Here is a 12,296-nt window from a genome sequence, read left to right as displayed (position 1 = left end):
GGCTATTATATTATCGCTTACTTACTTTTTACCTTAGCTCGATAAGGGGAAGTTTATCGGCTAAATCCCCGAACCTTTAGCTCCTTGAAAGACACTAAATGATTTCAATACGTTATTTGTTTCTTCTTCGGTAATGCCGATATAACGCAGGGTCACAGAAGGATGGGCATGATGCAGGATCCGTTGCAACATCGCAATATTCTTCATGGCCTTGTAAAACCAGTACCCAAATGTCTTCGATTCCGGATCGGCTGCACATCTTTTTCTGCTTTCATATTTTCTCGATCAAGAATATTCCTATTAATAAATTGGATAATAAAGTATATTTTTATATAAACGATTGGAAGGTGTTGAACTAATATGAAAAAATTGTTTTTTATTTTCTGCATAATATCGGTATTATTAATTGCTTGTTCAAAAGGTGTTAATGAAAATGGGAATGGGAACACAAAAAAGGATGAAGAAGTGTATTTGGTATTTGAAGGTAAAAATAAAAATTGGGATGTTCAAATAACGTTTGATCGGTCGGTTGATAAATTAGAAAGTACATCGCAAGTTATTAAATATATTGGTAAAGACCCTAATCCAGAAAAAATATACTATAAATTAGGTACTATCGATGCGCATGTAGAACTGATAGATGGTGTTTGGGAAGCTGGTGGAGGGGAATGTGAATGCTATACAAATCCTGATGAAAATATTATGTTTACTGTAGAATGGGATGTAAAAAAGGAAGAATTTAAATTAAAGCATAAAGAAAAATGATGGGATTAATATAAAAAAGATGACCCGTTATAAAATAATAATGGATCATCTTTTTTTATTATTTAATTAATAACGTCCTCCTAATATTTACTAATTAATAGTAACGTTGTTCATGTGAAAAAACTACAATTATTCTTTTTAAAACTTATCTAGTAGTTCAATCTTCTTGCCGGTTCATTTTTTGGTAAATCCATATTTACTTGACCTTTTGTTCGACATTCAAAAACCGGGTCTTGAAACCCTTGGCGTTCAACGATTTGAATGTACGATTTTTTCTTTTTTTTAGGTTAAAGAGAGAAAGGGAAGAAAGTCAATGAAATCAAGGGTTTGAATGGATGATAATCACTATAATCATACATTTATATCAAGTAAAAAAATACAATTTAATGTAAATATACCTTTACATTAAATTGTATTTTTTTTACAATAAAAGTGTAAAGATATCTTTACGCTTGAATTGGAGGATTTAAAATGAAAGTGATAAATCACATTAAGGAAATTAGAAAAAAAAGAGGTATAACACAGGTCAAACTGGCAGAGGATTTACAAATTACACGTCAAACTGTAAATGCAATTGAAAAGAACAAGTATAATCCCAGTTTGGAATTGGCTCTAAAATTAATACAGTATTTTGATGTACCAATTGAGGAATTATTTTATTTAGAGAAATCGAAGGGGGAATAACTATGAAAATGAAAAAATTACAACAAATTATTTGGGCTGTTGTTATTGTATCTATAATATTAGGAGTTTTCTTAGGTATATATATTGAGGGTAACGCCACTAGTGAGTACAGATATGATATAGCTATTCCTATGGTAGGTGGAGCAATCTTAGGATTTGTCATCTGGTTGTTTTTTTCTAAATTGAACAAAAAAAGAAATGGAAATGTTCCAGAAGTTGATGAACGAAAAGTAATGCTTATGCAACGATATTTTATGATAGTACTATATGTTATTCTTTGTGGTAGTGGAGTTGCTTTACTAACTTTATATTCAATGGGTGTTCATTTTATTGAAACTGGTATGTTGATCATATGTATGATGGGAATATATATGATGATTGGATTTGGAGCTATCATAACAAAACGATTGTAAAATTACATTTAAATGGCCACCAATTGACGTTCTTTTGAATGTATGATTCTTACACAAATCATACATTCAAATTCAGGTAAAAAATAGTGCATTAAGGTATCTTCCATTCAAATAACGCAAAAAAATTTCCTTTTTCAACTTCTTGTAAACATTGATAACATAAATAAGATTATAAATCCTGTCGTTAGTTTAGATAAAATTTTATTTCTTTTACTTTTTTCTTTATCTTCATATAAATAGCCACAGTCCAATACTAGAAGTGCTGACATATGTTGAATGACAAACGAAAGAGTTATACCATTTTCACCTACTAAATAGACGATAAATATCAGATATAACCCAATTACTCCGATGCTAAGAGAGTAATATAAATTACTTTTCTTTTCAGCACCTATTGTTAAGAAAATCCCACTAATAATTACAAAAATAAAAGTACAATGGTTTTCAAAATTATTCAATTAAATTTTTCTCTCGCTTGAAATCTTATACAATCCTCTTTTTTCTTTAATACAATCACCAGTTATAAACTACCGTTAACATAATAATAATATATCAGATTGTACTAAAAACACCCCATAATGAATTTAAAAATACGAACCACCCACTACTCTTCTATAAAAATAAAAACCCAGCTCGAGGCCAGCTTCCGAGATCAGGGGTTATGTTAATAAAAACATGAAAAAGGCTGCCCAGTTGATGTGACCCCCGAAAGTTAGACAATAACTTTCGGGGGGATTTTAATGGTCAAATAAGATGTGAATTTGAGCAGTGATCAATGGCTACTTGCAAGAAGTTGCGGTTACAGGAATTTGCCTGAAAAATAGACCATTGATCGTTCTATGGTGCGAAAATGGGTGAACGTTTATAACTTACTTGGAGGAGCTGGTTAGAGCAAAAAAAACACTAAGATTACCCATGAAGAGGAGCGTGTATTTGCAGCCTCTTTTTTCTTTGTGCTCTTTTTTATCAGGATTATTTTATATGTACACATGTTGGACACATCAATATCGTATTCTTTTGGTATACCAAATTAAGACGGACAGATAGTCCAACAATCGTAGTGGTTAAAACTGTTATAACGATGGTGATAACGCTACCAAAAGATGTTTGAATTCAAAGAAGCTATAGTGAGGTAAAGGAGGTGATACAATGAAACGTATATTTTTAATTTTAAGTACTGTAGTGTTCGTTCTGGCAGGTGGATTGGCATTAGATAATTCTTCAGCTCAAGCAAGTGTTCCACGGTATTCCTTTCAAACTGAAGATGGAAAATATGATGGTGAAATTGGTAATCCTAACAAAGGTAGTGACATACAAATCGAACTAGTTTCCCCAATCTATTTTAAGACCTCTACTGGAAGTAAGAAATTAACTGATTATAGTAAAATACAGGTTCGTCTCGTCAATGCTAGTACTGGAAAGGCTACAGGCTATCATAGCTTAGCTGGTGGAAAGGCGTTATTCAAAGGCATGAAAATAGGTAAATTTTATGTCGACGTGAAAGATGGATACGCTTCTGGTAAAGTAACTGGAAAATTAGATATTGTTTTCATGAACTAACGTAGGTGTTAGTAGCTCAGAAGACCGCCAATGGCGGTCTTTTTAGGATTCATTTATAATCCTAAATTTAAATTCAAGTAAATTCGCCCCACTTCATCTATCTTGCTCGATCGTCCAGAAAGGGTGGTTAAGCTGATTTATATTGGAGAGGGGTGGGGAATTATGAAGGTTAACAGCCGTTTCAGTATTCTTTTAAGCTGCTTCTTCTTTGATATAATAGTAGGAAAAGGGGGAAACACATGATTGTTTTTCAGAATGAGACCGTTGTCGTTTTTCAAAGTTCGCTGTACCAAACCACTTCAACGATGATAGATGCAGAGACGTCTTTGCTGCTAATCGACCCGGGCTGGCTGCCGGAAGAAGTATGTGAAATCCAATCTTATGTAGCTGCAATTCGAAGAGGAAGGCCTCTGTATCTGCTGTTTACCCATAGTGATTTTGACCATATTATTGGTTACGGAGCATTCCCGGATGCAGTAGTAATCGCTTCAGCAGCCTTTACCAATCATCCTGCAAAGGACTTTCCACTCAAACAAATCCATGACTTTGATAAGAAATACTATTTGAAACGCTCTTATCCAATTTTGTATCCGGAGGTGGAGTGTGCCGTTGCCAATGACGGCGAAACAATGAAGATAGGTAATCGTATGCTTACATTTTACCTTGCTCCTGGCCATACCAATGATGGACTCGTTACGGTCATTGAACCTGGGGGAATACTTGTGGCTGGAGACCACTTGTCAGATGTAGAGTTTCCTTTTATTTTTGACAATTATGAAAGCTATCAGAAAACGATTAACAAAATAAAGAAAATCATTGATTCAGGAAACATAGAGCTTTTAATTCCGGGACATGGGAGTGTAACGAATTCAATGGAAGACATACAACAGCGTGTAAATCAGTCGATTCATTATTTACAATCCCTAAAACAAAGCGAAGATTGTGAAGACGCACTTAGGGAACAGTATGAATTTTTTGAAGGAATGAAGGATACACATTTACATAATGTCAGAGAGGCCGCTAAAAAAGAAAAGTGAATCGAAATATAAAATAAAATATTCAGAATATTATTGACATTGAAATTTATGTGCTATATACTTCAAACAGATAAATACCTTAATTAAATAGTAATGACACTCTTATCGAGAGCGGCGGAGGGAATAGGCCCTGTGAAGCCCGGCAACCATCAAGCAAATGCTTGAAAAGGTGCTAAATCCTGCAGATCAACTGATCTGAAAGATGAGGGAGGATTTTTTTAAAAACCCTCTTCTTGTTTTTTGAAGAGGGTTTTTTGCGCTTATTAAACCAAGTAAGCAAATCGGTATTCTAGAGAAAACGGAGGTAGGGAAATGAAGAAATGGGCTATATTATTGGCATTAGTAGGATTAGTACTTTCAGGATGCTCGAACGATGCCAGCGGGACTGGTAAGGACGGAAAACCAAAGAAAATTATTCTTGATTATGCGTATTATTCACCGGTTAGCTTGGTATTAAAAGATCAGGGGCTGGCTGAAAAGAAATTCAAAGAAGAGGGTATTGATGTCGAATTCGTCCTCAGCCAAGGTTCTAATAAAGCGTTAGAATTTCTTAGTTCAGATAGTGTTGATTTCGGTTCAGCTGCAGGTGCGGCAGCCTTGCTTGCCAAAGAAAAGGGCACACCTATCCAAACCGTCTATATTTCCTCAAAGCCGGAATGGACGGCGCTTTTAGCCAAAAAAGGAAGTATTCAATCAGTAGCTGATTTAAAGGGGAAAAAAGTAGCGGCAACGCTGGGTACCGATCCCTATATTTTTCTCTTACGTGCGTTAAAGGAAGCTGGATTAACAGAGAAAGATGTTGAAATTGTAAACCTACAGCACAGTGACGGAGCTGCAGCTGTTCAATCAGGTGATGTAGATGCTTGGGCGGGTCTTGATCCACATATGGCTAAGGTAGAATTGGAATCAGATATTCAAATCTTTTACCGAAATCCTGACTTTAATAGTTTTAGTACGTTGGATGTTCGTGAGGACTTTGCTAAGAAGTATCCAAAATATGTGGAAAAAGTTCTTGAAGCATATGAGGAAGCTCGGCAGTGGACAATCGACCATCCAGAAGAAACCGCAGAAATTCTTGCGAAAGAAGCAAGCATTTCACTTGAGGTTGCAAAAAAACAATTGGAACGTACGGATTTTTCTAAACCGATTCCCGGTGATGAACAAAAAGCCATTATTACTGGTTCAGGAGAGGTACTCAAAGAAGCTGGTTTATTAAAAGACTCGACCGACGTTAATGAGCTGACAGAAAAGTTACTTAACCCGACATACGCGGAGAAAGTCACCAAGTAATGGAGAAGAGAGGGGAATAGGATGTTAGAGCAAAGTAATCGTGCGCTTAAATTGGGTCAAATAAACAAAATGACAATGACAAGTAAAAAGCCGCAGAGTAATCGTAGGCTTCTGCTGGGCAGCATCCTGCCAGTGACATTAGTCGTGTTATGGGAAGCAGCAAGCAAAATGGGGCTTATTGAAGCCCATTTGCTGCCTGCACCATCTGTAATTATTGCCAGCCTATATCAAATGGTGTTGGAAGGAACCCTTTGGGGACATCTTGGTTCGACCTTAACAAGAGTGTTTGCAGGATTTTTTATTGGAACACTGGCTGCCATAATCGTTGGTTCATTGGTGGGTTATCTGAAAATTTTTGAAGAACTTGTGGATCCCATTATTCAAGCGCTTCGATCGATTCCATCGCTTGCTTGGGTACCGTTGTTTATTCTCTGGATGGGCATTGGTGAAACCTCGAAGGTGACGCTCATCGCGGTTGGGGTGTTTTTTCCAGTCTATCTGAACATGGTGGCCGGGATACGGGGTGTAGATCGTAAGCTGATTGAAGTCGGTAAAATATATGGTTTTACATCGTTTCAAATTGTCCGCAGAATTATTCTTCCTGCCTCGCTTCCATCATTTTTGACAGGAATCCGCAGCGGTCTTGGCCTTGGATGGATGTTTGTTGTGGCGGCAGAAATTATGGGGGCAAGCAAAGGGCTGGGTTACCTGTTGATTGTCGGCCAGAATACGTATTCTCCAGATACGATAATCGGCAGTATTCTTCTTTTCGCTATTCTAGGTAAACTAACCGACTGGTTCCTAAAAATGATTGAAGAACGCTCACTAAGGTGGCAGGACAGTTTGGCAAATCAACATTGAGAAAGAAGGAATCGATATGTTATCTGTACAACAGGTTTCACGGACATTCAATCATAAACAGGCTGGATTAATTGATGTTTCTTTCACCGTGGAGGAGGGAGAGATCATTGGGATACTAGGAACAAGCGGCTGTGGAAAAAGTACCTTGCTGCGTGTCCTGTCAGGGTTGGATAAGGACTACACAGGGAACTTTAGTCTTGAGAAGGAAGAAGTCGGAATGATGTTCCAAGAGCCGAGGCTGATGCCTTGGCTGACAGTTGAACAAAATGTATCCTTTGGGCTCAAGGGGGATCAAGAAGCTCTCGTCCACGAATTGTTGGGTACGGTAGGTCTCACGGGCTTTGAAAAACATTACCCAAAGGATCTTTCTGGAGGGATGTCTCAACGGACTGCGATTGCGCGGGCACTTGTAACGGAGCCTGAAGTACTATTACTTGATGAACCCTTTAGTGCGGTAGATGCTTTTACCAAAATGCAGCTGCAAGAATTATTACTCTCTATCTGGAAAAAGAAAAATACGACGATGCTATTAGTTACTCATGATATCGATGAAGCCTTATATCTTTGTGATCGTATTCTTATTTTAAAGGGGCAGCCAGGTGTATTAGCTGAGGTACTCACAATCAAGCAGTCCAAACCAAGGAATCGTACCGATATGGATCTAGCTCTCATAAAGGCTGAAATATTACAGGTACTTGATTTACGGGAAACCGTATCCTAAGATTTAGCTATTTTACTCTTAAGGTTCTATACAGTTTGGACAATATAATACAGTAGGAGTGAAAGTAACAACACGAATGAGGTGGGACTTTTGCCAACCGGGCTGCACAGCATAAAAATGGCTTTACCAATCGAAGAAATCTGGGAGTTTGTAAGCAAGGTAGAAAACTGGGCACCGCTTGTCCCTGGTTACATCAATCATACTGTATTAAATGAAAATCAGGTTACCTGGAAGTTTAAAGGCGATTTAGGCTTGATGAAAAAGAAAATAGAGCTGATTGTCGATATCATTGAATGGAAAGGTCCAAGTAAAGTTACATTTGACCTCACTGGTCTGAATGAACCGTTTACCGGAAGCGGCTATTTTTTAGCAGAAGCCATCGATCCAAGGAATACGAAGATGACCGGTTTTTTAGACATTACAGCGAGCGGATATAAGGCGCCGATTGCCAACTCGTTATTGAAGACCTTTGTACCTCAAATGGCAGAAGAACTTGCAGAAGCAATCGCACTCGAACTGAAGAAGAAACACTAAACAACGCCCGCAGATTATTCTACCTGCGGGCGTTGTTTAGTCATTGGTTTTTTTTTTTCGCAATTGTTTTCTTTCTATTAAGAAAGGCCGGTGCACTACAAATTTAGCTTCTCCTGAATTGTAGACTCGAGAAGAAGGAATTCTTAAATAAAAAATAGAATATAGGTTTAGTAATGAGACAGACTGTGCTGGGATAAAGGTTCATCAGTATGATGCAATATGTAGAAAACCGAATAAAGGGAACCCTGCTGGAGTCGTTTTGAATGGACTCGTTCTCCGGCATCATTGAAGATGCCAAGGATTACATAGTGTATTTTAAAGGTTGCAAAATAATGGAGGTTTTTTAATGAGTGAGAAAAAACTAAGTCAAAAAAAAGCTGATTATACGATTATTGTGTTCATTTGTACGGGTTTAGGGGCATTTTTAGGATTAGTAGCTTACGTTAGAGATTGGTTATGATTATGTTGCCCAGATAGGGTAGTTAAAGTAATGCATTCATCTCCAAATAAAAAATACCATATTCATTTATATATTTTTAGATTATCTATCGGGAGTTATGAAGGTATTTTTTAGATAAGATGGAGGGAATGAAATTGAAAATAGTAAACCTACTTTTTAGTTGTATTTTCATGATGATGTTGTTAACTGCATGTAGTTTGGATAATAAAAGTACAAAAGACGTGGTTTTAGAAATACCTAATAAAGAGATATATACAACTTTACTTGTTCAAGGTGTTGATAAAAAGGGGGTTTCTTCCGAAGCAACTTTAAAAGTCATTACAGATAGCAATAAAATACAAGCTTTCATAGAAAAAGTAAACAATATGAAAGTTGTAAAGCCTCCTGGTAAGGAGATAGTAAAGAAGAGTAAAGAATTAAAGAAAAAAGGGAATTACTTTTTTGTACTATCTGATAAAGAGACAATGGATAATAAAGTATACACACTGAATTATCTAAAAGATGGAAACATTATATTTCAAGAACCTAATGGTAAGAAGCAAAAACCTAATGGGGAAGGTCAAAAGATGATATATGTATCAAAAGAAAAACATGCTGAACTTCTTCTTGAAATGAAAGAGTTACTAAATATAACATTTTGATTACCATAATGATTGGACAAGTTATTAGGAAATGGAAGTTATATCACTAGATAATAACTAAAAGAAACTAGAAAATTAGTAGTGAATTAAATTAAAGTGTTAAGAAAACAGCCTATATATTCTATAAGAAAAAAAGGTGAGTAGCCATGGAAAGTATGTCTTTTTTAAAAGAGCATTTACTTCAATTGGAAGAAAAGCTTTTAAAACCAGAAATTCGGACATCAAAAGAAGAACTTACTAATCTATTAGCCGGCGATTTTTTTGAAATTGGAAGTTCTGGTAAAGTGTTGTATCAAAATGAAAGTATTGGTGAAGAGGGCATAGGAGCAGTACGGATGAAGTTAAGTAATTTTGAGATTCATCCATTGTCTGACGAAATCGTTTTAACCACTTACCGAATATATAACGAGGTCAATAAGAAGCATTCATTGCGTAGTTCTATTTGGAAATTGAGAGAGGGAAGCTGGAAAATGTATTTTCACCAAGGGACAATAACCAGTTCTTTATCCGAATGAAAAAACGGTTAATTCAAAACTCTAAACCTTAACTTTTGTTAGCTAAGGATTCCTCCCGTTTCAGAAGATTGACACCATACCCGCATGGGTATAAAATGTGTCATAAAGTAAAATTCCTGAATATTTAGGGGGAGCATCATCAATGATTGTGATTCTGCTGATTTTAGTCGTGTTATTATCAGCTGTTATTTATAATAGATATGTTTCGGTACCCTGTGTTCCATGCATGGAAAAGTCCGAAATACGCAATGCTGATGTGGTGATTGTTGATATCAGAGATTATCAGGATTCTGCGAAGGATCCAATTGCTGGATCACTGACCATTCCTACCGCCTACTTGAAACGTTATTCAGCAGAAATCCCGAAAAAGGCTCTGTATATCGTGTCTACTGATTCATTAGAAAAGAATTTGGGTATTCGTTATCTTCATAAAAATGGCTATAAAGTGGTAGGATATACGGTAACAGATTGCTCGTGTTCATAAAGGAATGGAGAAGGAGGCATAAAATATGCATTATGAAAATGATATGAAAAATAGGATTAAACGGATTGAAGGCCAGCTTCGAGGTATTCAGAAAATGCTTGAAGACGGACAAAATTGTAAGGATGTAGTAACACAGCTTTCAGCTGCTCGTTCTGCGATTGATCGGAGCATTGGGGTAATTGTTTCTACTAACCTTGTTGAATGTGTTCGGGAAGCTCACGAAAAAGGTGACAAAGATCCCGAAGCTTTAGTAAATGAAGCAGTGAATCTGCTTGTAAAGAGCAGATGAATTACGTGTAATCAGGGAGATGGAATCGTGCAAACTATTACACCGGATGAGGTAGCTGTTCGTTTAAATAAAGAAGAAGTTCTCCATATTATCGATGTGCGTGAAGCGGCGGAAGCAGCAAATGGAAAAATACCCGGTGCTTTAAATATACCACTAGGACTATTGGAATTTAGAAAACAAGATCTTGATAAGAAGAAAGAGTACATCCTTGTGTGCCGCTCGGGTGCTCGAAGCGGGCAAGCAGCCCAGTTCTTACTTGATCAAGGGTTTATGGTGAAAAACATGAAAGGCGGCATGCTGGCTTGGGTTGGTATGCTTGAATAATAATATCCCGTTGCCTCCACAACTTTGTGGGGGCTTTCATTATATAGACCCAGTTAGGTATAGTCGTTTTTTGAAAGGGAACCTTAGTTGTAAGGGGATATTTTTAAAGGTTGTTTTCTTTTTATCTCCTGAAAATCATGGTATTCTTATGATAGGATACGTATGTTTCACTAGGATATAATAGACAATTCCTCGACGGAAGCTGGAAAGTTACCTCGAGTATTAATAGGGTTTGTGAGGGTGTTGAATGGATGTAATTACAATTTTTTTAGGTTTAATCACCGTAGTAAATATTCTACTAGCTCTTTTGGTGATTTTTTGGGAACGCAGAGATGCAGGAGCATCTTGGGCTTGGCTGCTTGTTCTGTTTTTTCTGCCGGTTGCAGGGTTTTGTCTCTATCTTCTTTTTGGAAAAAGTTTGCGAAAGCATCGGCTGTTTGAGTGGGAAGACCGCGAGAAAATCGGCATCGAACCAATATTAAAAAAACAATTAGAACAGCTTGCTTTTAATGAATTTGAATTCCGTAATAAATCAACCTATGATAATCAAGATTTGATTTATATGCATTTACGAGGTAATGAGTCGGTTCTAACAGAAAATAATCATGTTGATATTTTTACAGATGGAAAGCAAAAGTTTGACCGTCTATTTAAAGATATTGAAGAAGCAAAGAATCATATACATATCCAATATTATATAATTAAGAAAGACAATCTGGGTAAAGCATTTATCAGACTTTTAACGAAAAAAGCAAAAGAAGGCTTAACCGTTAGAATTCTTTATGATGAATTAGGCTCGCGCAGTCTTACGAAACGCTTTTTCAAGGAATTCAGGGAGGCCGGCGGTCAGGTAGAAGTTTTCTTTCCATCAAAGCTTCCACTATTAAATCTTAGAATTAACTTTCGTAACCATCGTAAATTAGTGATTATTGATGGTGAAATTGGGTACCTTGGAGGCTTTAATGTCGGGGATGAGTACCTTGGCATCAACCCGAAATTTGGTTATTGGCGTGATACACATTTAAGAATTCGGGGCTCAGCCGTCCTAGCTATCCAAACTCGGTTTATTCTCGATTGGAACCAGGCGTCAAACACACAGGATATTTCCTATCAAGCACATTTATTTCCCCGTAAAAAAGGAACAGGCAGTACAGGTATGCAAATCGTTACGAGCGGTCCTGACTCCGAATGGGAACAAATTAAAAATGGCTATATTAAGTTAATTTTATCTGCAAAGAAATCGATTATTATCCAAACTCCCTATTTTATTCCGGATGCGAGTTTACTTGATGCACTCCGCATAGCATCAATTTCCGGCATTAAAGTCAGCATCATGATTCCTAATAAACCAGATCATATTTTTGTATATTGGGCAACGTTATCTTATATTGGCGCCATGCTGGATGCAGGGGCTGTTGTCTATATATATGACAATGGCTTTATCCACTCTAAAACCATTGTTGTTGATAGCGAAGTTTCTTCAGTTGGTACAGCGAATATTGACGTAAGAAGTTTTAAACTTAATTTTGAAGTAAATGCCTTTATTTATGATGAGGAGATTGCAGTGAAACTGACTGAAGCATTTTTAGATGATATTAAGGTTTCAAGGATTCTGACACATAGTGAGTATGGAAAGCGATCATTGTGGATTCGAATTAAAGAATCAATATCAAGACTATTATCACCCATATTATAAAAAGATTAGTTCCCTTAAGGGA

Annotated in this window: 17 protein-coding genes and 1 riboswitch; of the genes, 15 read left to right on the top strand and 2 right to left on the bottom strand. The window is 36.6% G+C overall.

Annotated elements, in window-relative coordinates:
• Nucleotides 1-60: 60 nt before the first annotated feature.
• Nucleotides 61-192: a hypothetical protein gene (locus MHI18_RS03340; protein WP_340846001.1), complete on the bottom strand. Its 132-nt coding sequence runs from the start codon at nucleotides 190-192 to the stop codon at nucleotides 61-63.
• Nucleotides 193-360: 168 nt separating this feature from the next.
• Here MHI18_RS03340 and MHI18_RS03335 point away from each other — a divergent pair, with 168 nt between their 5' ends.
• The 3 genes from MHI18_RS03335 (at nucleotide 361) to MHI18_RS03325 (ending at nucleotide 1,862) form a co-directional block, all read left to right on the top strand.
• Nucleotides 361-765: a hypothetical protein gene (locus tag MHI18_RS03335; protein ID WP_340846000.1), complete on the top strand. Its 405-nt coding sequence runs from the start codon at nucleotides 361-363 to the stop codon at nucleotides 763-765.
• A 471-nt stretch (nucleotides 766-1,236) separates the two neighbouring features.
• Nucleotides 1,237-1,449 carry a helix-turn-helix transcriptional regulator gene (locus tag MHI18_RS03330; protein ID WP_340845999.1) on the top strand — a complete coding sequence of 71 codons (213 nt, stop codon included), beginning with the start codon at nucleotides 1,237-1,239 and terminating at the stop codon, nucleotides 1,447-1,449.
• 2 nt (nucleotides 1,450-1,451) lie between these two features.
• Nucleotides 1,452-1,862, top strand: coding sequence for a hypothetical protein (locus MHI18_RS03325; RefSeq protein WP_340845998.1), 411 nt, complete (start codon nucleotides 1,452-1,454; stop codon nucleotides 1,860-1,862).
• Between the two features lie 134 nt (nucleotides 1,863-1,996).
• Here the strand turns inward: MHI18_RS03325 and MHI18_RS03320 are convergent, their stop codons facing one another.
• Complete coding sequence (locus tag MHI18_RS03320; protein WP_340845997.1) at nucleotides 1,997-2,320, bottom strand: hypothetical protein; 324 nt, start codon at nucleotides 2,318-2,320, stop codon at nucleotides 1,997-1,999.
• 691 nt (nucleotides 2,321-3,011) lie between these two features.
• Between MHI18_RS03320 and MHI18_RS03315 the strand changes: the two genes are divergently transcribed.
• From MHI18_RS03315 to cls, 12 genes are all read left to right on the top strand, one after another.
• The gene (locus MHI18_RS03315; protein ID WP_340845996.1) at nucleotides 3,012-3,422 is read left to right on the top strand and encodes a hypothetical protein; all 411 of its coding nucleotides are present in this window, start codon (nucleotides 3,012-3,014) and stop codon (nucleotides 3,420-3,422) included.
• Nucleotides 3,423-3,661: 239 nt separating this feature from the next.
• A complete protein-coding gene (locus tag MHI18_RS03310; protein WP_340845995.1) occupies nucleotides 3,662-4,459 on the top strand; it encodes an MBL fold metallo-hydrolase in 798 nt (265 codons plus the stop codon).
• A 99-nt stretch (nucleotides 4,460-4,558) separates the two neighbouring features.
• Nucleotides 4,559-4,668, top strand: a riboswitch (SAM riboswitch).
• Nucleotides 4,669-4,771: 103 nt separating this feature from the next.
• A complete protein-coding gene (locus MHI18_RS03305) occupies nucleotides 4,772-5,749 on the top strand; it encodes an aliphatic sulfonate ABC transporter substrate-binding protein (protein ID WP_340845994.1) in 978 nt (325 codons plus the stop codon).
• A gap of 69 nt (nucleotides 5,750-5,818) precedes the next feature.
• Nucleotides 5,819-6,610, top strand: a complete 792-nt coding sequence (locus MHI18_RS03300; RefSeq protein WP_340847555.1) for an ABC transporter permease — start codon at nucleotides 5,819-5,821, stop codon at nucleotides 6,608-6,610.
• Between the two features lie 16 nt (nucleotides 6,611-6,626).
• Nucleotides 6,627-7,331 (top strand): ABC transporter ATP-binding protein, encoded by a 705-nt coding sequence (locus MHI18_RS03295; protein ID WP_340845993.1) that lies wholly within the window; start codon nucleotides 6,627-6,629, stop codon nucleotides 7,329-7,331.
• Nucleotides 7,332-7,421: 90 nt separating this feature from the next.
• Nucleotides 7,422-7,865, top strand: a complete 444-nt coding sequence (locus tag MHI18_RS03290; protein ID WP_340845992.1) for a CoxG family protein — start codon at nucleotides 7,422-7,424, stop codon at nucleotides 7,863-7,865.
• 594 nt (nucleotides 7,866-8,459) lie between these two features.
• Nucleotides 8,460-8,966, top strand: coding sequence for a hypothetical protein (locus tag MHI18_RS03285; protein ID WP_340845991.1), 507 nt, complete (start codon nucleotides 8,460-8,462; stop codon nucleotides 8,964-8,966).
• 146 nt (nucleotides 8,967-9,112) lie between these two features.
• Nucleotides 9,113-9,481, top strand: a complete 369-nt coding sequence (locus tag MHI18_RS03280; RefSeq protein ID WP_340845990.1) for a nuclear transport factor 2 family protein — start codon at nucleotides 9,113-9,115, stop codon at nucleotides 9,479-9,481.
• 142 nt (nucleotides 9,482-9,623) lie between these two features.
• Nucleotides 9,624-9,965 (top strand): rhodanese-like domain-containing protein, encoded by a 342-nt coding sequence (locus MHI18_RS03275; RefSeq protein ID WP_340845989.1) that lies wholly within the window; start codon nucleotides 9,624-9,626, stop codon nucleotides 9,963-9,965.
• A 25-nt stretch (nucleotides 9,966-9,990) separates the two neighbouring features.
• Nucleotides 9,991-10,254, top strand: a complete 264-nt coding sequence (locus tag MHI18_RS03270) for a metal-sensitive transcriptional regulator (protein WP_340845988.1) — start codon at nucleotides 9,991-9,993, stop codon at nucleotides 10,252-10,254.
• Nucleotides 10,255-10,281: 27 nt separating this feature from the next.
• Nucleotides 10,282-10,578: a rhodanese-like domain-containing protein gene (locus MHI18_RS03265; protein ID WP_340845987.1), complete on the top strand. Its 297-nt coding sequence runs from the start codon at nucleotides 10,282-10,284 to the stop codon at nucleotides 10,576-10,578.
• Nucleotides 10,579-10,825: 247 nt separating this feature from the next.
• Nucleotides 10,826-12,274, top strand: a complete 1,449-nt coding sequence (cls, locus tag MHI18_RS03260) for a cardiolipin synthase (RefSeq protein WP_340845986.1) — start codon at nucleotides 10,826-10,828, stop codon at nucleotides 12,272-12,274.
• The last annotated feature ends 22 nt before the right edge of the window (nucleotides 12,275-12,296 follow it).

Source organism: Peribacillus sp. FSL H8-0477 (assembly GCF_038002765.1).
Classification (GTDB): domain Bacteria; phylum Bacillota; class Bacilli; order Bacillales; family DSM-1321; genus Peribacillus.
The sequence above is the reverse complement of the archived record's forward strand: the minus strand, read 5'-3'. Positions and strand labels throughout refer to the sequence as shown.